The sequence below is a fragment of the Pedobacter sp. ASV1-7 genome (assembly GCF_040203335.1).
Classification (GTDB): Bacteria; Bacteroidota; Bacteroidia; order Sphingobacteriales; family Sphingobacteriaceae; genus Pedobacter.
In genome coordinates, this window is sequence record NZ_JBEHBV010000006.1 from 219,449 (window position 1) to 241,339 (window position 21,891).

Here is a 21,891-nt window from a genome sequence, read left to right on the forward strand (position 1 = left end):
TAAAATTAAGGTTTATAACTCCAGAGATTTTCCGAATCCCTCATATACAATATTCCCGCAGCATCCACTGCAAGTAATCCAACTCCTTTTTTCAACACAGTTACTTTCATGGTCTTGGGATGCACGCTAAAAAAGTCACCGTTAGCGGTACCGTAAATTATGCCAGAAGGATGAAGCGTCAGGAATCCAACTCTCCAGATGTGTGTTGGGTTTTTCGGAATATCAAAAAGCTTATGTGTTTTTTCTACTTTACGGCTCTTTGGATTAAATATAAATATCACTCCGTCAGCTAGCCCCCATATTTTACCATCCGGACCATTTGTTAAACAGGTGATAGCCATTGTTCCCGGCACAGGAACAAATTCAAAAAGCTTAGATTTTTTATCCGGATCCCAGGCAAACAATTTAGCTTCCTTTTGAGTAGGCACTGCACCTAAACCTCCAAATATGGTTGTCCCAGCCCATACAGTTCTCTTGTCATAATACAAACTGGCTACCGAATGATCTTTTACCACATCTTTAAAAGTTTCGACTTTACCTGACTTCACATCGTATGAAACCAAGGCACCACCAAGTTTACCGTAGCCTGAAATAGTGCCAAAATATACTTGTTCCTTATCGGTTAATGCAGCAGTTGCAAAAGGCCTGTCCTGCTCATCTGCAGCTCCGACCATACGAGGGTTTATTCCTTTTGCATCCCATGCTTTATCGGTATCGTATTCATAGAATCTGGCCTTCGGATAAATCCCAAAATAAATGCTATTCTTATAATTAACCATTCCTTCGGCCTGACCAAGTCCGCCATACTGTTTTGATTTCATCGTTACCGGGTCATAAACGGCATTACCACCAAATAGATAACCACTAGACCAAATTTTACCGTCTGGACCTGTTATCATTGTTTGAATACCATAAGGTTGCGGACTAACCTTTATCTTATCTTCAATAAATTGACTGGTTTGCGGATCATACTTTCTTATTTCCCCGTATTTAGTAAGGATATGTAAACGACCATCTTTGCCCCATCTCATATCTTTAGCTTCATTACAGCTACCCAGAAGTACAGATTTCTCCCCGATTTTAGTCAGGTCATTTTTATACAATTTACCCATGGATGTAAAATAAACCTGGTTAGAATTTAAGGATTTAACGATTGCATTGGCGTCAAGTGATTCTATGATTTGTTCAATTTTACGGGTCGACAAGTTATAAACCAATGTTTTACGTTCCTTGGTACTCGTTAACCAGGCAAGTAATCTGTCGCCACCATCCAATCCTTCTGCTACGCCCATGTAATAAATAAACTCCTGGTTCCAATACTTCTCCGGAAGCATTTCTTCTTTCTTACCAGTTTTAACATCAACTGCTACCAGATGAGCGTGAGAACCAACACCAGCATATACTGTACCCGTTTTATGCTGGTAAGCAATGCTTCTTACATAGTTTTCACTGGCTATCATTCTACCCTTTCCAACATCCGAGAAACCATCTTTTGGATGATAACGAAACACTTTCCCTGTAGGATAAGTACCACCAAAAACCTCCCCATCGCTACCAGCGGTCATTTCCATAATTTCAGCAGTTTCCGGCAAAGCACGACCCAGATCTTCAATTTGCTGACTACCTGGTCTTGTGCGATATAAATGCCCGTTAGAGGCTCCAATGTATAACCAATGATCAGTTGATGCCGCCATATCCATAGCACCATCGGCTGTTTTAATTTCTATGTCGGCCACCACAGTTTTCAATTCCATATCGTAACCTATTAGATGACCAGGTTTCCCTCTAACTACTGCATAAGCATATTCCTTACCATCAGCCCCTTGCACAAACAAATTTGCCTGTAAATTGGCAGAAGTTAATTGTACCCCAAGGTTGGTAAACTTACCTTCAATATTTGCCGACTGTGCCTGAACCAGCCTTACCGAAGTAAAGCTGGTTACAAACAAAACCACACAAATCATTTTATTTATTGTATTTCTCATTTAGGCCACGCTGTTTCAATCCCTTGTGACCTAACATAATCCTGAAAACCACTTAGCAACTGTTTATTATTTCTTACTTCTCTTGGTATTACATTTTTCTCTCTGGCAAAACGGATCAGCAGGCCCACTGCCTCACCTATGCTCCATTCAACCGGATGTAATCTGTAACAACCATTGGTAATGTGTGTAGTACCAATGTTCTTATTTGCAGGTAGAATGTTTTCCATTCTTACGGGTAGCAAAGCACCTAATGGAATTTGAAATCTGAGTGAATCAAAATCTACATAGTTTACCTGATCACAACTTGGATGCAGATCGATATGGTAATAGCCCGTTCCTACACTGTCATAAAAAGGAGCTGCAATATTCTTTTCAGTAGGTTTAGCTACCATCGCCCTATTTTGCTTGCCCACATGTTCTTCCAAAATGGTAAACATCGCTTTTATCCTTCTTGATTCGCGGATATATGGATATTTAGCTAATCCATCCTCAGTACCCATAATATCCTTACGCAGCCTTACTCCAGGATAACCTTTGCCCCCATCTTCACGTGGAGCTTCAGTTTGCAGCCAGTACAATAATGATAAGCTCAACTGCTTTGCTCCATTAACATGCTTATTGAACTCCTTTTCAGAAGCACCAATTAAATTACCCAACATGTAATCATTCTGTGGCCAGTTTACGATGGTGATGTCACCTGTATAAGTACCAGTAACAAAATTATCTTTATTGATGATCTTACGGTAATTCCATAAGTTCAACATTGCCCCTGTTTTACTTCCATCAGGATTAAATCCAAGTCGTTTAGGTTTCAAAGTTTTAGGATCTGAATAATGTAATTCCAATAATTTACCTGCCCATGGTGGGGTCAATTTTGGAACATGATTACTCCAGAAATCGTAATCTTTCGGTTTATCAATTACATAATTTCCACCAGGAACATAATCAATAGCAAAGCAAACTGTAAATGCCTGATTGTTATTTGGATTAGCAACCTCTGGCGCATGTAGCTCATTGGTTTGCTTTTTAGATTCCGTACCTGTGATATGTTCTGTACCTGTCAATGGCAATATATCACCCATTTCAGTAGCATCTACAAAATAGGGAGCTGTAAGTGTAATCAAACGACCAGTACGTATAGATTTTGCCGTTAACGATTGTACTTTTACTCCATTGACTGCTGCCTTGGTAATCTTATGTTCTGTTAATAAAACCAATTTACCAGAGCTGATATAAGGAGCAAGCATATCATTCATTATGGCTAGTGCTACCCTTGGCTCATGGCATAATTTAGATACAGATCCATCCCCTGGATTCAGCAAAGGATTATTCTTCGCTGAATCTACTAAAGGATAGTTCTTTTTATAATACTCTCTGATGGCATTTCTGAAATCACGATACATTTGCGTTGCGCCATGTGTTTCAATCCAACCATGCTCATCCGGTGGTACCCCTTGTTGGGTTAACTGACCACCAATCCAATCTGTTTCTTCAGTTAAAACTACCGTCTGCTTATTTCTAAGCGATGACATTGCAGCTGCAAATCCACCCAGGCCTCCACCTGCTATCACTACATCAGCTTTTAGCTGCTCATCACCATTTTTTAGAGTTGTCTTTTCCACTTCAGCCAAAGCTGTTGTTGGAACTCCAATTACACCGGCAGTTGCCGAAACACCAAGGAGGCTTAAAAAATTTCTACGCTTCATTATCAATTATCTTAATCTATTTTAAAATTACCAATCCGGATTCTGACTAAGTCCGGGGTTAATATCTCTCTCGCCCTGTGGAACAGGAAGTAAATTCAATTTCGGGAACCAAAAACGGGTTTCCCTCACATACCTTTGACTGATCTGTCCGGTATAATCAGGAATACTATTTAGATCATGTACCGCTGTTTTCTTGTAGTTTGGTACTGGAGGTAAACCTGTAGCTGTTTTTGAAATACCGATTACCTGACCTGGCATAACCAGATCCGCAATACCCCATCTGCGGATATCAAACCATCTGAAACCTTCCACAGCAAGTTCAACAGTCCGTTCTCTTCTGATCAATTTACGTAATTCATGCTGATCGTTTTCAATTGCTGTAGGTACGGCTGGTTGTTTAGCTCTGGCACGAACCAGGTTAATTGCATTTATAACCGTATTATCAATCTGATTGTCTTCTATTTTAGCCTCAGCATAGGTTAATAAGACCTCAGCATATCTCATTAAAATGAAGCTTACTTTCGACTGGAAAGCATTTTCATCAGTCATGGTGTACTTAGTCCACAAATAACCTACACCACTTTTTGCAGGACCAAATGCGTTATCAAAATCTGCATTCGTCTCCTCTTTCCAGGTGCCATCGGCTTTTAAAAACTTCGTTTTATTGCTATAAATGTCATAGATGAAAGTAACCAGGTTCATAGAAACTGTATCCCCTGGTAGAGCCACAGTATACTTTAACCTAAGGTCACGTTTTTCTCTTGGTTTTTGCGGATTATACACTGCCGATTCATCGATACGTTTTCCGTCTGTTGCTTCAAACATATCTACCAAACGTTGTGCCGGGAAACGGCCTGATTGCCCACCCGCTGCTCTGGAAGCATTTCCTAAAGGCAAATTGGTACGTGAGTTTACATCAGCATCGGTATATAGAATTTCGAACATGATTTCTCCGCCAGCATTTGGCTTCTGTCCGCTTCTGGTAAACAAATCCTGGAACTTAGGGTTTAATGAAAGGCCCGAATTATCAATTACAGATTTAGCCGCAGTTGCTGCTAAACCATATTCTTTATTGTTCAATGCTGTTCTTGCTTTCAGTCCCAAAGCCACTGCTCTGCTAACACGACCACGCTCAGCCGGAGCCCAGCTTAAAACTGCAGCAGCTTCATCCAGTTCTTTATAAATAAAGGCAATGATATCTGCTTTTGGTGCACGTTTCTGAGTTTTAAATTCCGCCAACTCTAAGGGTTTTGTAATTAAAGGAGCATCACCAAACATAAATACCAGATAATGATAGGCCCATGCTCTAAGCACTCTGGCTTCAGCCTCCATCCTGTTAAAGGATCCTGCCGGCACATCAGCTTTTGCAGCTTGCATACCTACTAACAGTGTATTTGCACGTTGTATCTGTAAATAAGCATTTTTCCATAAATTGGCCGGGTGTGCATTATAGGTATCAAAAGTACCCTCGCCTAAATCATTTGCTCTTAGTATAGCCAGATCAGCCCAGGCATCAGTGGCCGACTGATAAGGCACCAATCCAAAGTCCCAATTTACGGATTTATAAATTGCAGTAAGAGAAGCATTTATTTCTTTTTCATTCTTTAAAAAAGTGGTGGTAGCTGGAGCCGCTAATGGATCTGTATCAAGAAATTTCTGACAGCCTGTAAATCCAATTAAAGCGACTACAAGTGCGGATATATATTTAATTTTTTTCATGCGCTTAAAAATTTACATTTAAACCAACAGTATATGTTTTCATAATTGGATAGAACTCTCCAGCAGTATCCCTTTGTTCTGGATCAAATCCTGGGAAATAATTGCTCCAGGTAATCAGATTTTGACCACTCACATACAACCTTGCAGAACCAATCTTTACTTTATCTGTAATGGTTTTAGGTAAGGTATAGCCTACAACCACATTCTTTAATCGCAGATAAGCACCAGAACGCATCCAAAATGAAGAGCTTACATAATTATTAGTATTACTATTTGCTGTTAAACGTGGATAGGCCGCTCCTGGATTTTCCGGACTCCAATAATCCTTTTGGTGTTCATAAATTGAACCCTGAAAACTTGCTGAATAAAATGGCTGAGATCCTGTTCCAGATAAGTAATTGTCCATTTTACCAACTCCTTGCAAGAACGCTGTAAAATCAAATCCTTTATAATTTGCTCCCAGGTTTAAACTGTATTCATAGCGTGGAAAATAATTTCCTAATACTGTACGGTCAAATCCATCTATTTTATTATCAGGCACACCATTTGGGCCACTAATATCTTTATACCTTATATCTCCTGCTTTTGTATTAGCAAAGTGAAATGGACCGGCTGCAACTTCTGCATCAGATTGAAACAAACCTTCAGCAACATAGCCATAATAAGAATTATAAGCAGAGCCTTCTTTTGTAATAAATCCTCCTGCAGCAGGTATATACTGCTTGCCTTTCAAATCCATCATCTTATTTTTCACATCGGAAATATTACCTGTAACATGATAACTAAAATCATTAATTTTATCTTTCCATGTTATCCCCAATTCCCATCCGGTGTTACGCATGGTTCCAACATTAATAAAAGGAGCCCCTAAACCTACATAGTTTGGAATTACATCCTCCATAAGCATATGACTGATGTCTCTTCTAAAATAATCTGCAGTAACTGTCAGTTTATTTTTCAAGAACGCAAGGTCTAAGCCGATATCTAATACTTTTGAAGTTTCCCATTGAATGAAAGGATTTACAGCATTTTGAATAGCATATCCTGTGTTAATTGCATTGCCGAAATAGTAAGGATAGCCTCCATTATAAGTAGCACTTGTTGGGTAATAATCAGCCACATTATTTCTTCTAAGGTCTTGATTACCAAGCATACCATAGGATACTCTTATTTTAGCTTCATTTATTTTATCCGCAATTCCTTTCCAGAACCCTTCATTTGAAATTCTCCATCCTGCAGATACCGAAGGGAATAGTGACCATTGGTTTTCTTTAATAAAACGGGATGAAGCATCAAAACGACCATTCACTTCCAATAGATATTTCTCCTTATAGTTGTAATTAATCCTGCTATATGCCGAAGCCATATTTAACTCACCGGCACCTCCGCCTAAAGTCTGGCCGATAGCATCTCCCATATCCAGATAAGGTAAATCCTCAGAAATCAGATTTTGTCTGAATGCATTTACATTACTTATATCAAAAGTCTCGGTTGTAAAACCTCCTAAAATTTTGATCTGATGATCACCTAAATCCTTTGAATAAGTAGCCTGTGTTCTGAAAAGATTGTTCGTAAACTCTGACCTATTATCAAAAAGAGCATTGAATGCTGGCCATTTCCGAGCAAAATTCAACTTTTTATTGGCAACATCAGCTACATAAATATCGTATTGTCCCTGCAACTTCCGCGTGTGATCTTCAGATTTATTCGTACTATAAGTAGCAAGTAATTCTAATCCCTCAATAGGCTTGTAGGTTAGGGTTCCACTAAGTATTCTTGAATCCTTTATCAGCTTATCAAATCCACCATCTTCAGCTTGGGCTGCAGGATTTGTATTTGACCAGCCCTCGCCCCATTCTCCACCATCAAAGCGACCTGGTGCTATTGCAGGTAACCCCAACATGTACCTGATAATTCCTGTTGCAGAGTTATTACCTGGCCATACTCGTTCTGATTTATTCATAACCAGATCCATCGAAGCAGACAGATTCTTTGTTAAAGTTACATCAGTATTAAAACGCAGATCAGTTCGTTTAAAATTAGTATTTGCAGTTAAACCATTCTGATCTAAGAACCCACCTGATGCAAACATTTTAATCCGCTCCGTTCCTGCAGATACATTCACATTATGATTCTGCATCATTCCATTGTTAGTTAATACCAGCTTTTTCCAGTCGGTATCAAACCTTGCAAAATTATCAGCACCAAATTTTTCGTAATCGGCAATTTGATTTGTAAATGCCGGAGGCAAACCACTATTTAACTGTGCAACATCCCAAAGCTTCATGTGATCAAGTGCATTTACCTTTACAGGTAAATCTGAAGGTTTTTGCTTAGCAATATAACCAGAATAACTCACCTTCACACCTTCAGCCCCTCTTTTAGTGGTTACCAAAATCACCCCGTTTGCAGCCCTTGAACCATAAACAGCTGAAGCTGCAGCATCCTTCAATACAGAGATAGTTTCTATACTATTAGGATCAATTGCATCCAGACTCATCTCTACGTTATCTACCAATACCAATGGATTAGCTCCTGCATTAATGGAACCTATCCCTCTGATACTGATTGTTCCAGCATCACCACCTGGAACCCCTGACTGCTGTCTGATGGTTACACCCGGGGCAGCACCCTGTAGCGCTAATGAGGCTGAGCCCACTTGTCTGTTCGTTAATGACTTCCCATCAATTACAGAAACAGAACCTGTAAGTGTTACTTTCTTCTGTGTACCATAACCAATCACCACAACCTCTCCCAATTGTTCATTGGACTCTTCAAGCACTACATTTAATGCTGTAGCATTACTGGCATTAAGCTCTTTAGTTTTAAATCCAATAAACTTAAAAACCAGGATCACATTTGATTTACCAGCAGAAAGTTCGAATCTACCATCGGAGTTAGTTATTGCTACTATCTTCGTATCCTTAACCTGGACACTTACCCCTGGTATTGACTCGCCTTTAGCATCTACTACTTTTCCCTTAAATAGTACATTTTGAGCATTAACACTGAAAGAAGCCATACTGCTCATAAATAGCAGTAACAGCATCTTCCACCTGAATTTGAGTAGAATTTGTTTAAGCATACAGATTTGATTTGTTAATATTTGGTTTTATTAATTAATTTTTGAGCGTTATTTATTTGTTTTATATCCGTTTATTCCATAAAAAACAATGTATAAATAGCACAATAAAGGAAGTGTAAAAGCAATGGTCCAGTTGTAATGATCTATGAGTAGCCCTTGGGAATAAGATATGATAGCCCCACCTGCAATGGCAGTTGATAAATACCCAGATGCTCTCGTGGTATACTTTCCTACTCCATTTACAGCAAGAGAAAAAATAACTGCAAACATTACAGAATTAAACAACCCTACCCCAATCATTGACCAGACAGCTATGCTTCCACCTGTACTGAGTGAAATAGCAATCAATCCCATGGCTGCTATACCACAAAAAGTAAGCACACTTGAGGGTTTAAGATAATTGAGAATCACCGCACCGAACAAACGCCCAACAATCATACTTCCCCAATAAAATGCGACATAAGTATTAGCTGCTGCTTCACTTATTGATAAGGTATCTGCTATATAATTGGTTAAAAAAGTACCTATTGAAACTTCTGCTCCTACATAAAAGAAAAGAGCAACTATCCCCAGCTTTAAGTTTCTGAAAGAAAGCACACCTCTATTTTGATCAATATCCTGTTCCGCTGCTTCAGCTGATCCACCCTTGATTTGCGGGAGTTTCAAGACATAAACTGTTCCTGCGATAATCAATAGTAATGCAGTTATCCCCAGATAAGGATACTTCACTGCATCTGATGAAGAAGCCTGTTGTTCTGTTAAGCCTGATAGAATATAATGAGCCCCAAAAATAGGTGCAACGGTAGTGCCTAAGGAACCTATACCCTGTATTAATGTAAACCTTGATGAGGCTGTTTTTGCTGGCCCTAAAACGGTAATATACGGGTTAGCTGCAACCTGCAGCATAACTATTCCAAGAGCAAGTACAAAAAGCGCTGCCAGAAATATATAATACTCGTGCAATATAGATGCAGGAAAAAATAATAATGCCCCTAAAGCTGCAATACAAAAACCAGTTACCATTCCATTCTTATAACCAATCCGTTCAACAATTTTACCCGCCGGAATGGAGGCTATTCCATAAGTAAGAAAAAAGTAAAACTGCACCAATGATGATTGGGAGTAATTTAAGGTAAAGCTATTTTTAAAAAAGGGCACAAGGGTATCATTTAAACAGGTTATAAAACCCATCATGAAATAGAGTACACCCAGTGAAATCAGGGCCGGAACATAACTCTGCTTAGTGCTCGTTGTAGCTGATATTGTTTCTTCAACCACTACATTCTGTGAACTAAAACCTGCCATTTTTATACAGTTAAGGTGCTTTGTTTTTCTTTAATTGTTTCCAATACTTTCCAGCATTGATATAAACCGCGTGGCACATGAAAACATCCTTTCCATTTACCTCCTTTTGCAGGTGATAAAACTTCTCCCCTCCTGTTCAGGTAACCAAACCACTCTCCATATTCCGAATCTGCAAAATGACTCCAGCTATAGGCATGCACCTTTTCGAACCAATCCCAGCAACGCTGGTCGCCAGTGTACATATAGCCTTTTAGCATACAAACCATAGTTTCTACATGCACCCACCATAATTTCTGATCCCATTCCAATTGCAATGGCGGTGCATCTTTTACGTCTTTAAAGTATAAAATACCCTGATACTCTTTATCCCAACCATACTCCAGAATATTCAATGAAATATCTACCGCTTTACGAATCAGTTGTGGGTCTGACATTTTATTGCCTAAGTCCATGATAAACCACATAGCTTCCAATCCGTGTCCCGGATTTACCACCCTTCCTTCAAAGCAGTCAACAAACTCACCTTTATCTGAAACATTTTCCAGAATCAGTCCTAGTTCCGGTTGATAAAACACTTCCATAACCGAGTTTACGGCATTTTTCATAGTGCGTTCCACCAATTCAGGATCCAATAGCGTTTCCAGTTCTAATACAAGGTTAGATAATATCATAGGCAGAGAGAACCCTTGCATAGGCCTTGTACCTGGATAACTTTTATTGTAAATTCCTTTGCTGTTCTCCTGCTTTTTCAGAATGTTGTGAAAAGTATCTACAGCAATCTTAGCATATTCCTTATTACCAGTAGCCGTATACAATTGTGCATAGGCCATACTGGCAAAACAGTCAGAGAATATGCTGTGTGGTTGAATGAGCGGCGTACCCGTTCTTGTTAAAGCGAAATACCAATTTCCCTCTTTATCGCGGCCATGCACTTTCATAAACTCTGCTCCCTGAATAGCAAAGTCTAACCATTCCTGTTTTTTTTCAACCTGATTATACAACATAGAGAAGCACCAGATCTGGCGATTCTGTAACCAGGCAAATTTATCAGTATCATAAACCTTACCTGTCCTATCTAAACAGGTAAAAAAACCTCCAAATTCTTCATCAAACGAATTTTTTAACCAAAAAGGTATAACGTCTTCCAGCAAGTTACTACGATACTGCTGAATATAATTTTCTAGAGTTGATTGCACGCTTATATTATTTTTTAGTGTTAAACATTAAATCTACTGTCGGTTGCATATAATTCTTTACTTCCGATTTTTTAGTCAGCTCCCAAAAGCTCTGGTTTTGAGTTGTTAATACCTGTGTAGCAACAATCCAGCTCTGTGTCCATCCGCTTAAAGTACCCCAAACACCCCATCCTGCATCGGCATTAGATCCCCAGTACTCCCAACGCTTATATTCGAATGCTCTAAACCAAGCTCCATCTAAATCTTTATAACGGTCACTTTTCACTTGAATCCTGGTTAGGAAATCAGAAAGTTTTGCAACTGCAGCTGTGTACTTTTTATTCCCTGTAGCGTGTGCAGCTTCATTTAAACTGAAGAAAGCGAAATTACTGGTGTACAGCATATCGGCAATTGGATCACCATTGGTAAAAATAAGAGGCGCCTCATGTTTACCATAATCAGCATTGGATTTTGTACGGCCAAATCGACCTTTTCCTTCTCCTCCTAGCTCTTCTCTTATCGCACCACTTTCCACCTGATTTTCTAATAATTTACTCACTAAAATATCCAGCCATTTGCGATGTTCTTCAGTATTCTCAATCTGAACTAACCAAGCCAGAGGTAATACCATTCTTGCACGTTCCTGCTGAATGCCATTAGTCCAAACCCATTTATCAGGATAAGCTTCCATAGTCATTCTTATCGCATTTTTTGTTTTTTCAAGTAAAGGTTTGTAACCAGTCTGATTATACAACCACAAGTAACAAGCCCATGTCCATGATTCAAAATGTGGCGCATTATGTATTACATCCCTATTCCAATAATGCTCCCAGCCTTTTTTCTGTAAATCTTTATCTTCCTGACGTTCGCCTCTATAGCCATATTTCCCAGTCGTTCTGAAATTGGCCATTATACCTTCAACTATTTCCTTATCCCATTTGTCAGTCTTCATAAAAGCAGAAGCACCTAAAATACCCAGCAATGCACGCGCATTATCATCACCATAATAAACATGAGGATGAGTTACCGACCAGCCAATTAAGCCATAAGAAGGACTTTTCTTATCATTTCTTTCAGCCGCCCTTAGGTTAGAGTTATAAAACATATAATCTACGAGGTTCTTTGCCTTTTTATCGTATCCCTGATTATGAAGCAGGTTACCAGCAGCAGCCAATGCAAAAGCAGCTTCGCCTTGCACATCAGCTCTCATCCAATAGCGATATTGCTGTGTACCATCATGGTATATTTTTGAAGCATGACCTTCCAGTAAACCAAGGGTGCCATCACCTACAGGTAATTTCTGATCTACACGTGGACCAAAAGGCGCTTCGCCATTACCTTGATATTTCAGGAACATGTCTTTCCAGGTAGGATTAACAAACAATTTAGCTTTATTAAACCATTCTACCCCAAGCTCTACGCTTTTACGTTTTGCATTAGCAGGTAAAACCTGGTTACGACTGTACATTGGCGTAACATAAGACGGCCAGCTTTTGAATACATATTGCTGTCCGGTCATTTTTTTTAGAATGTAAGACCAGACCTGTTTCCATGCATCGTCCGGACCATATCTACCAGTAGCAAAATTAGTCAGCTTGGTTGTGGCAATCATCATATTGTCCTTTTCAAAAAGCAAAGGAAACTTCTCTACATCATCAATTCCGTATTCAGCTTTATCCAAGCCCGCAACTTTAGCCAATACAATATCCGCACGTTCTACCTTTGCAGGCAACACGTAGCAATCGTTAATTCCTAAAATGCTCAACGGTTTTAGACCTGGCTCGAAAACAGTTGTAGCGACGATACCACGCTCTAATTGAGTATTTTTAGGTGTAGCATCAATCTGAACACCTGGAATTGCAGCTGAATATTCTATATATAATTTTAATTTTTTAAGTTTTGCTTTTTGAAAAAAATCATCCGTTAACGTTACCGTTTTTTTCGGATAATTATCCGCTACTACAAATAAAGCGTCTCCCTCCTTTGCAGCTTGAAGGGCTTGTGCTGGTTCATTAAATCTTTTTACATGAAGACCTTGCTTTTGCAGCAATACATAAAGGTCGTTGGAGCTACTCCCTGAGAAAATAATGTTAGGTTTTGCAAAATTTTGAGCCATGGCTGGCATACAGAAAACTAACAAAAAACAATAAAAGGTCAATCTAAATTTCATTTGGTTAGGTTATGGGTTAACATTATTAAATTTTTATTATAAAGATCCCACACACGCTTCGTTTAAATTATCCGACCTTTATTATAAAAACAAGCACTAATCTCTGCAAAAGATAAAAATACGCTTGGTTAATCGCTTTTCCTTATCTTTAAATAAATCAAATGTGAATATATAAATATATTAATAACAAACAAAAGTTTATTATTTTTATTTATTAAGTTATTACGATATAAATTTATTTATTCTTAAATGGAAGAAGTTACAAATATTATAACGAATCACAAGTAAAACATAGGCTAAACCATTATTAACTTCCTTTTCTAGATTATGAGGCATTGAAAAAAGTTTCTCCTAACTATGAATAATTAATGTTTAATTTGTATAAGGTAGTCCCTATGAAGGCTTAATAAAAAGTATAATCTGTAAAACATTAAAATGGGAAAAACTTTCTTCGAGGAATTAAACAATGAAAACGTAACAGGTGTAGCCTATAAAAACGTTAGTCTTAAAAAAAGGGTACTTAGTTATTTTGCCAATATAGGAAATGCAACCATTGCAGATCTTTGTAAGGAATTAAACCTAAGCGCTCCAAAAGTAACCGCTCTATTGGCTGACCTGATAGAAGACGGATTAATTAAGGATTATGGAAAAGTAGAATCTACGGGAGGCCGTAAACCGAACTTATATGGCCTGGTGCCTGATTCTGCATTTTTTATAGGTGTTGACATTAAACAAAATCACATCAATATAGGCTTATCAGATTTACAGAAAAAACTGATTAAAGTATCTGAAAAGCTTCCATACAACTTAGATAATAATAAAGAATCGCTGGAAGCACTTTGCGACCTCATTAAAGATTTCATTAATGGATTAAGCATACCTAGAGAAAAACTACTGGGAATAGGGATCAATTTATCTGGCCGCATCAATTATACAACAGGTTATAGTTATAGTTTCTTTCATTTTAATGAGGAGCCATTAAGTAAAATCCTTGAATCAAAAATAGGTGTTCGGATATTTCTTGAGAATGATTCGAAATCAATGGCCTATGGAGAATTTTCGGCTGGTGTGGTTACAGATGAGAAGAACATACTATTTCTCAACCTGGATCATGGAGTTGGACTTGGCATAATAGTTAATGGTCAGATTTACTACGGAAAATCGGGTTACTCAGGTGAGTTTGGACATATTCCCTTGTTTAACAATGAAATTATCTGTCAGTGCGGCAAAAAAGGTTGTCTGGAAACAGAAGCTTCAGGTTGGGCATTAACCCGTATGTTTAAAGAGCGGCTATTACAAGGTTCCTCGTCAATTCTAACTCAAACAAGTATTAATCCGGATGATCTGAAAATGGAAGACATCATTGATGCCGCCAACAATGATGATGTTCTTGCTATTGAATTAATTGCTAAAATCGGTGAGAATTTAGGGCGTGGCATTGCCTTACTAATTAACCTGTTTAACCCGGAGCTTGTTATACTTGGGGGAAGCCTTGCTGCAACTGAAGAGTATATCAGACTTCCTATAAAAAGTGCAATCAATAAATACTCACTGACGCTAGTTAACCAGGACACTGTTTTAAAGATGTCTAAATTGGGTGAGCGAGCAGGCTTGATTGGTGCTTGCTTATTGGTACGCAATCGCTTATTGTCACTCAGCTAGTTTTTTAGACTCAATTACACTCTAGGTCTTTTCTTTTGAAAAGACTTATTTGTTTTTACATAAGTGGTAGCTGGCGGAGCCACTTCTTCTGCTACTTTAATATTTAACACTTGTCCCTGATACTCTTCTCCGTTAAGTAACGACACTGCTTTTTCAGCTTCTGCTAAACTTGTCATTTCCAGAAACGCATATCCCTTGCATCTTTTCGTCACTTTATCGCGCACAACTTTGATCGTATTTACCTGAGCGCGCAGACTTATATACATTACAAGATCTAATTCAGTAACATCCGGACGAAGCCCCCCTACAAAAATTTTAACCATTATAACTTAGATTTTGTGGCATAAAAATATAAATTTTATTGTTATTGAATGCATCGGAGTTAAAATCTTAAAAGGAATGAGTCATAATTACGATCTGATTAGTATCTGATCATATAGTAATTATTGACAAACCAATGTACTTCTAAGTAAAAATCAACCTTAAAAAAATCCCTGATCCTTTTGAAAGAATCAGGGATTAAACAATACTGTAAAATCTATTTGTTAGTTAAACAAATATCTTATACCAAATTGAGCAGCCCAACGAGATGAAATCTGACTAACTGAATATGCTGTATTGTCAGCTGGAGCTTTAAATGTATATCCAGCTGATGTATAATTTATTAATGTTGATGCATTATTTGATAAGAAATAAGATCTTCCCCAATCTTTATTAAGTAAGTTACCTACGTTAATAATATCAACAGAAAGCTGTATTTTATTTGCAGTACCATTCACTAAACCACCAAGATCTTGAAGAAAACGTAAATCAAATGAATGTTCCCAAGGCATACGTCCACCAAATCTTTCAGCATATTTACCACGATTAGCTTTTAAATATGGATCATTTTCAATGAATGAATTTAATGCAGTCCATTGTTCTGCAGGTGATATGGCTGGCACAGCAGGTCTGGTTCCACTGGCAGCAACAGCTGGGATTGTTACTAACCTGATATCATTTTGAGTCCTTGGAATATAAATTAGGTCATTTTGATTTGCTCCATCGCCATTTAAATCACCAAAGTACACATAGCTGATTGGAGCTCCGGATCTACCTTGATAAAATACAGATAATGAGGTTCCAAATAATTTATTCTTACCATAATGAACTCCATAAGAAAGTGTTCCAACCAAACGATTACGTATATCATTAATTGAATAAGCTAACTCTGGGAAATTTGGGTTACTTACAATTTGATTAAACTGCCAGTTTGAAAATGCTGTTGAACTATTTCCACTATTAACTTCTTTAGACTGACCATAAGTATACGCAAATGAAGCATTCAGACCAAAATTAAATGCTTTTTGCACCTGTGCAGTCAAAGAATAAGATGATCCTTTATTTGTATTCTCAATTAACAAAGCATTAGTTACTGTACTATTAACTTTTCCAGTATAAGCAGGACGCGTATCAGCTCCGCCAGTTAAAGTAGGATCAATTACTCCAGTAGCTGTCAGGCCCTTCAGGTTAAGGTTTTTGTAAACAATATTGTTTAAAGTTTTACTGTAAATCGCTTCCAGAGTAGTAACGATACCTCCAGGCAAACGAATATCAGTTGCTATATTTGAACGGAATGTTTGAGGGATTCTGAAGTTTGGATCAGCAAGATTCAACTCATAAGTTGTACCAGCAGTCCCAGCTGATGCCTGGTTGTTAGGATCTGTAATAAATACAGGTGGGTTATTCTGATTAACAGTACCGAATAAAGTTCCGTTATTGGTAAATTGATTAGACAACCATACAAATGGAACACGTCCTGTAAAAATACCTGTACCACCACGTAATTGTATTGCACGATTACCTAAAACATCATAGTTAAATCCAAGACGAGGAGACACTAATGGTCTGCTTTTAGGAGTTATATCTGTTCTATAGCCAAACACATCTTCTGCCAGAACATTTCTAGCTGGCTTATCAAAAAACACAGGGACATCAATCCTCATACCTGCTGTAAACTTAAACTCAGGAGTAACTTGAATCTCATCCTGGAAATAGAATCCCAATTGTGCAGCACTAAATTTAGCTTCACCAGGATTGCCTGTAATTGGATAAGTAGCTTGAACATTTGATGCCTTTCCTGCAAGGAAGTCAGTCATATTGGTAAACTGCCAATAGCCCGCCCGGTTGTTCACAAATAAATTCCTGAATTTAAAGAACTCGTTGTGAGTACCAAAAGTAAGGGTGTTATTTCCTGATGTTATTTTAAAGTTATTAGTTAACTCATAGATATCTTGGTCTAATTGATTAGCAGTACTACTTCTTTCAGATCCAAATACAACTCTATTTCCAGAAACATTATTGATGTTGTTGATCTCAATTTGAGGGAATAGTGGTCCAGGGACTGTAATAAAATCTCTAACTCTTGAATATCCAAGAATCAGGTGATTTGATATAGACTGAGAAATTGCACTTCTTAATTCTAAAACACTGATATTTTGTTTACCATTATTAGTTACAAGGTTACTTCCAAATCTAAAATTACTTGCTGAACGGGAAATCCCCTCATCAAATGCTTTTATATAGTTATGACGCAACATCAACTGGTTTTTACTATTAATGTTCCAATCTAAACGAGCAAATACTTTATCACTTTGAGTACGTGCTTGTTGTTCAGCATATGAACCAATATCAAATCCATATTTATCCTTAACATTATCCACAATTTGTTGAGCCTGATCAACAGTAAGCAAAGCCGAAGGATCACCTGCGTTTAATGTTGTAGGTTGTTGTTTTCTACCTAACTCACCATTAATAAAGAAGAACAACTTATCTTTCACTAAAGGTCCTCCAATACGGAAACCATATTGATAGTCATTAAAATCAGTAGATTTCAATCCATTCGGTTGTTTACCTACTGTACTTTGATTTCTTCCGAAGAAGTAAGCAGAACCTTGAATAGTATTCGTACCAGACCTTGTTACAGCATTTACACCGGCACCTGTAAAGTTTCCGTAAGTAACATCATAAGGAGCCAAAACAACCTGAATTTCTTCAATTGCATCCAATGAAATTGGTTGAGTATTTGTTTTACTACCAGGAGTAATTGCTGTACTTGAAGCTGCAAATACATCATTATTCACAGCACCATCAATAGTAATATTATTGTAACGCTGATTTGCACCACCAAAAGAGTTACCATTTGCTTGAGGAGTTAATCTCCAGTAATCAGAAAGTGCCCTACTTAATGTTGGCAAAGCCTCAATTTGTTCTTTGCTGATGTTTGTTGCGGCACCAGTTCTTCCACTATTAAAAACTGAATTCTTTTTACCTGCTATAACAACTTCCGATAAATCTTTTCCGCTTTCACTAAGATTTACATTTATTGGCAACGTTTCGCCGAGTTTCAAATAAATATTATTGATAGTTTCAGGCTCATACCCAATGTAACTGATAACAATTGTATATGGTCCACCTGAACGCATATTTGAAATGGTGAATCTACCACCATTATTACTTACTAAACTATACGCCGTATTTGTTGGTACGTGTACAGCTTTAATACTGGCACCAGGCAGCGGTCCTTTAGCATCAGCAACTCTTCCGCTGATTGATGAGGTGGTTACCTGTGCCCGTAAGGACACAGCTGTCCCTGCAAAAACAAGGAGTAAAACCATGATTTTGGTTAGTAGAGATTTCTTCATTCTTTTTGAGTTAGATAATAATTCTGTTTTTGTGTTCTAATCTTATTTATAAAACACTGATGCAAAGTTATATATTTATTATGCTGGCATTCTATTTTCCAATGTTAAATAATTATTAAGAATGGCAGTATTTTTCAACATTTAACAGAAATATTAAATATATAACCAACAGTTTATCAATTATTTATTTTCATTCCAACTCATAATGTAATTTGAAATAAAGTTGTAATACCGTTCTTTATGAACAACATAGCATAATCGTATCCTGTAACAGGGATTTAATGAACATTTTTTTTTAATTTTGGCAATTACTAAGATAAATTCCTTATTAAAGATATGAACTACGATGTAATTGTAATAGGCAGCGGTCCTGGTGGATATGTAGCTGCGATCAGAGCTTCTCAGTTGGGTTTAAAAACTGCGGTAGTTGAACGCGAATCTTTAGGTGGAATATGCCTGAACTGGGGCTGTATACCTACCAAAGCATTATTAAAAAGCGCTCAGGTATTTGAATATATTAATCATGCTGCTGAATATGGTATTAAAACAGCTGAAGCTGAAGCAGATTTCGCTGCTGTTATTAAACGCAGTCGTGGTGTTGCTGAAGGCATGAGCAAAGGCGTTCAATTCTTAATGAAGAAGAACAAAATTGATGTGATTATGGGTGCCGGAAAAGCTAAACCTGGAAATAAAGTAGAGGTTAAAGCTGCTGATGGTACACAAAAAGAATATACTGCAACTAGTATTATATTAGCTACTGGTGCAAGATCAAGGGAATTACCTAACCTTAAACAAGATGGTAAAAAAGTAATCGGTTACAGGCAGGCAATGGTATTACCTGAACAACCAAAATCATTGGTAGTTGTAGGTTCTGGTGCTATAGGTGTTGAGTTTGCTTATTTCTACGCAACTCTTGGCACTAAAGTAACTATCGTTGAATTCATGGAAAATGTAGTTCCGGTTGAAGATGAAGATGTATCAAAACAATTGTTACGCAGCTTAAAAAAGGTAGGTATCGAGATCATGACTTCTTCAAGTGTTGAATCTGTTGACACTAGTGGTGCTGGTTGCAAAGTTCAGGTTAAAACTGCATCTGGTATGCAAACTTTAGAATGTGATATCGTACTTTCTGCTGCTGGTGTGGTTGCTAACATCGAAAACATTGGTCTAGAAGAAACCGGCATTAAAACTGAAAAAGGCAAAGTTGTTGTTGATGAATTCTACAATACTTCGGTAAAAGGTTATTATGCTATTGGTGATATCGTAGGCGGACAAGCACTTGCTCACGTTGCATCTGCTGAAGGTATTATTTGTGTGGAAAAAATTGCTGGCCATAAACCCGAGCCATTAGATTATAACAACATCCCTGGATGTACTTATTGCAGTCCTGAAATTGCTTCTGTTGGTTACACTGAGAAAGCGGCTAAAGCTGCTGGTTATGAATTAAAAATTGGTAAATTCCCATTCTCTGCTTCAGGTAAGGCGAGTGCTGCTGGCTCTAAAGATGGTTTTGTAAAATTAATTTTTGATGCTAAGTATGGTGAGTTGTTAGGTGCGCACATGATTGGTGCAAACGTAACTGAAATGATCGCTGAGATTGTAGTTGCCCGCAAATTGGAGACTACTGGTCATGAAATGATAAAATCAGTGCATCCACATCCTACAATGAGCGAAGCTATTATGGAAGCTGCTGCTGATGCGTATGGTGAGGTAATTCACTTGTAAGAGACAAATTAAATGAAACATTGAATTTGCTCATGCAAAAAGCTAAAAGAGGTGGTTATTAACTACCTCTTTTTTTATATTTACAATTCTAACTTACTTGTACAATGAACTTACATACTATAAATACAGGACTATTTAAACTGGACGGCGGCGCAATGTTTGGTGTGGTACCCAAATCAATATGGCAGCGTAGCAATCCGGCAGATGCAAATAATCTATGCACCTGGGCGATGAGGTGCTTGCTGATTGAAGATGGAGATAGACTGATATTGATAGACAATGGAATTGGTGATAAGCAGGATGAAAAGTTTTTAGGACATTATTATTTACATGGCGACGACACATTAGATAAGTCCTTAGCTGCAAAAGGCTTTAGCAGAAATGATATTACAGATGTGTTTTTAACACACTTACATTTTGATCACTGTGGAGGCTCTATTATAAGAGAAGCTGATGGCAGACTTCGGCCAGCTTTTAAAAATGCTTTTTATTGGAGCAATGCACAACATTGGGATTGGGCTGTAAATCCTAATGACAGAGAGAAAGCTTCATTTTTAAGAGAAAACATTTTACCTATTCAGGAAAGTGGACAACTGAGATTTGTTGCGGATAAAGATGGTGTAGAATTTCATGATGGGATTAACATCCGCTTTGCGTATGGACATACAGACGCAATGATGTTACCTCAAATACAGTATAAAGAACAGACCATTGTATATATGGCAGATCTTCTGCCTTCTGTTGGCCACATCCCCCTACCCTATGTAATGGCATACGACATGTTTCCTTTACAGACATTGAAAGAAAAGAAAGCTTTTCTACAAGAAGCTGCAGATAAGAACTACATCTTATATCTCGAACATGACCCGGTTAATGAATGTTGTACAGTAATGCAAACAGAGAAAGGAATCAGATTAGATAAGACATTCGACTTAAATAGTATTTAGTATAATGCCACCATTCTTTTCTTATTACATTAATTTAGTTATTTATTATATAGGATTAGTTTCTTATGCTGGATTATAATTAAAACAAAAAAACAAGCAATTTCATTTTTTGTTTATGTTTTCTTTTTTTTATATTGCACTGAAAGTCAACCTAATTAAAAACTAAAAATAGAAATCATGGGAAAATTTGAGATCACGAAAAGAAAAAACGGAGAATTTCAATTCAATTTAAAAGCAGGTAACGGTCAGGTAATTTTAGCTAGTGAAGGCTACACAACTAAAGGAGCTTGTCAAAATGGTATTGAATCCGTTAAAAAGAATTCGTCAGATGACACTAAATTCGAAAGAAAAACTTCTTCAAATGACAAACCTTATTTCACCTTGAAAGCTACAAATGGCCAGGTGATTGGAACTAGTGAAATGTACGAAAGTGTAGCTAGTCGCGACAATGGTATTGAATCAGTTAAGAAAAATGGTCCTGATGCTGAGGTATCAGATCTAAGTTAATTTAAGAACTGATATAGTTAAGAGACTGTTTAAAAATAGCTTTACTTATCTTGTAAATGTTCCTTTTATTTTCAATCAGTCTCTTAATATTTTTTCGGATTGACCATTTTTTTGCTAATTTTATGTACAATATTATGTTTTTCTGTACAATAAAATGTTGTGAAACATTGACAGTAATGTAATAATTTGAATCAGAAAAAGCCCGAATTAAGTCATATCCCC

The 21,891-nt window shown here is 37.4% G+C and carries 13 protein-coding genes; 4 read left to right on the forward strand and 9 right to left on the reverse strand.

What is annotated here, in order from left to right; all coding sequences use genetic code 11:
* Positions 1-5: 5 nt before the first annotated feature.
* From ABDJ41_RS15315 to ABDJ41_RS15345, 7 genes are read right to left on the reverse strand one after another with little or no spacing between them, the layout of a single operon-like run.
* A complete protein-coding gene (locus tag ABDJ41_RS15315; protein WP_349786947.1) occupies positions 6-1,985 on the reverse strand; it encodes a ligand-binding sensor domain-containing protein in 1,980 nt (659 codons plus the stop codon).
* Positions 1,982-3,691 carry an FAD-dependent oxidoreductase gene (locus ABDJ41_RS15320; RefSeq protein ID WP_349786948.1) on the reverse strand — a complete coding sequence of 570 codons (1,710 nt, stop codon included), beginning with the start codon at positions 3,689-3,691 and terminating at the stop codon, positions 1,982-1,984. Before ABDJ41_RS15320 ends, ABDJ41_RS15315 begins: the two co-directional genes overlap by 4 nt.
* Positions 3,692-3,718: 27 nt before the next feature.
* A complete protein-coding gene (locus ABDJ41_RS15325) occupies positions 3,719-5,410 on the reverse strand; it encodes a RagB/SusD family nutrient uptake outer membrane protein (protein WP_349786949.1) in 1,692 nt (563 codons plus the stop codon).
* Between the two features lie 4 nt (positions 5,411-5,414).
* Positions 5,415-8,495 (reverse strand): SusC/RagA family TonB-linked outer membrane protein, encoded by a 3,081-nt coding sequence (locus tag ABDJ41_RS15330; protein ID WP_349786950.1) that lies wholly within the window; start codon positions 8,493-8,495, stop codon positions 5,415-5,417.
* A gap of 48 nt (positions 8,496-8,543) precedes the next feature.
* The gene (locus ABDJ41_RS15335; protein ID WP_349786951.1) at positions 8,544-9,800 is read right to left on the reverse strand and encodes a sugar MFS transporter; all 1,257 of its coding nucleotides are present in this window, start codon (positions 9,798-9,800) and stop codon (positions 8,544-8,546) included.
* A 2-nt stretch (positions 9,801-9,802) separates the two neighbouring features.
* Positions 9,803-10,996, reverse strand: a complete 1,194-nt coding sequence (locus ABDJ41_RS15340) for a n-acyl-d-glucosamine 2-epimerase (protein WP_349786952.1) — start codon at positions 10,994-10,996, stop codon at positions 9,803-9,805.
* Positions 10,997-11,003: 7 nt separating this feature from the next.
* Positions 11,004-13,091, reverse strand: a complete 2,088-nt coding sequence (locus tag ABDJ41_RS15345; RefSeq protein WP_349786953.1) for a hypothetical protein — start codon at positions 13,089-13,091, stop codon at positions 11,004-11,006.
* A 489-nt stretch (positions 13,092-13,580) separates the two neighbouring features.
* Between ABDJ41_RS15345 and ABDJ41_RS15350 the strand changes: the two genes are divergently transcribed.
* Complete coding sequence (locus tag ABDJ41_RS15350) at positions 13,581-14,807, forward strand: ROK family transcriptional regulator (protein WP_349786954.1); 1,227 nt, start codon at positions 13,581-13,583, stop codon at positions 14,805-14,807.
* Positions 14,808-14,821: 14 nt separating this feature from the next.
* Here the strand turns inward: ABDJ41_RS15350 and ABDJ41_RS15355 are convergent, their stop codons facing one another.
* Both ABDJ41_RS15355 and ABDJ41_RS15360 read right to left on the reverse strand, forming a co-directional pair.
* Complete coding sequence (locus ABDJ41_RS15355; protein ID WP_349786955.1) at positions 14,822-15,130, reverse strand: RNA recognition motif domain-containing protein; 309 nt, start codon at positions 15,128-15,130, stop codon at positions 14,822-14,824.
* Positions 15,131-15,352: 222 nt separating this feature from the next.
* The gene (locus ABDJ41_RS15360; protein WP_349786956.1) at positions 15,353-18,490 is read right to left on the reverse strand and encodes a TonB-dependent receptor; all 3,138 of its coding nucleotides are present in this window, start codon (positions 18,488-18,490) and stop codon (positions 15,353-15,355) included.
* Between the two features lie 336 nt (positions 18,491-18,826).
* Between ABDJ41_RS15360 and lpdA the strand changes: the two genes are divergently transcribed.
* The 3 genes from lpdA to ABDJ41_RS15375 all read left to right on the forward strand — a co-directional run bounded on the left by lpdA (position 18,827) and on the right by ABDJ41_RS15375 (position 21,669).
* Positions 18,827-20,215: a dihydrolipoyl dehydrogenase gene (gene lpdA, locus ABDJ41_RS15365; RefSeq protein WP_349786957.1), complete on the forward strand. Its 1,389-nt coding sequence runs from the start codon at positions 18,827-18,829 to the stop codon at positions 20,213-20,215.
* A gap of 104 nt (positions 20,216-20,319) precedes the next feature.
* The gene (locus tag ABDJ41_RS15370; protein WP_349786958.1) at positions 20,320-21,162 is read left to right on the forward strand and encodes an MBL fold metallo-hydrolase; all 843 of its coding nucleotides are present in this window, start codon (positions 20,320-20,322) and stop codon (positions 21,160-21,162) included.
* Between the two features lie 177 nt (positions 21,163-21,339).
* A complete protein-coding gene (locus tag ABDJ41_RS15375; protein WP_502930339.1) occupies positions 21,340-21,669 on the forward strand; it encodes a YegP family protein in 330 nt (109 codons plus the stop codon).
* The last annotated feature ends 222 nt before the right edge of the window (positions 21,670-21,891 follow it).

What these genes read in the sequence shown, in the direction of transcription:
- ABDJ41_RS15360 (WP_349786956.1), bottom strand. Translation starts at nt 18,490, where the DNA reads ATGAAGAAATCTCTACTAACCAAAATCATGGTTTTACTCCTTGTTTTT.
- ABDJ41_RS15350 (WP_349786954.1), top strand. Translation starts at nt 13,581, where the DNA reads ATGGGAAAAACTTTCTTCGAGGAATTAAACAATGAAAACGTAACAGGT.
- ABDJ41_RS15330 (WP_349786950.1), bottom strand. Translation starts at nt 8,495, where the DNA reads ATGCTTAAACAAATTCTACTCAAATTCAGGTGGAAGATGCTGTTACTG.
- ABDJ41_RS15315 (WP_349786947.1), bottom strand. Translation starts at nt 1,985, where the DNA reads ATGAGAAATACAATAAATAAAATGATTTGTGTGGTTTTGTTTGTAACC.
- ABDJ41_RS15320 (WP_349786948.1), bottom strand. Translation starts at nt 3,691, where the DNA reads ATGAAGCGTAGAAATTTTTTAAGCCTCCTTGGTGTTTCGGCAACTGCC.
- ABDJ41_RS15370 (WP_349786958.1), top strand. Translation starts at nt 20,320, where the DNA reads ATGAACTTACATACTATAAATACAGGACTATTTAAACTGGACGGCGGC.
- ABDJ41_RS15325 (WP_349786949.1), bottom strand. Translation starts at nt 5,410, where the DNA reads ATGAAAAAAATTAAATATATATCCGCACTTGTAGTCGCTTTAATTGGA.
- ABDJ41_RS15335 (WP_349786951.1), bottom strand. Translation starts at nt 9,800, where the DNA reads ATGGCAGGTTTTAGTTCACAGAATGTAGTGGTTGAAGAAACAATATCA.
- ABDJ41_RS15375 (WP_502930339.1), top strand. Translation starts at nt 21,340, where the DNA reads ATGGGAAAATTTGAGATCACGAAAAGAAAAAACGGAGAATTTCAATTC.
- lpdA (WP_349786957.1), top strand. Translation starts at nt 18,827, where the DNA reads ATGAACTACGATGTAATTGTAATAGGCAGCGGTCCTGGTGGATATGTA.
- ABDJ41_RS15355 (WP_349786955.1), bottom strand. Translation starts at nt 15,130, where the DNA reads ATGGTTAAAATTTTTGTAGGGGGGCTTCGTCCGGATGTTACTGAATTA.
- ABDJ41_RS15345 (WP_349786953.1), bottom strand. Translation starts at nt 13,091, where the DNA reads ATGGCTCAAAATTTTGCAAAACCTAACATTATTTTCTCAGGGAGTAGC.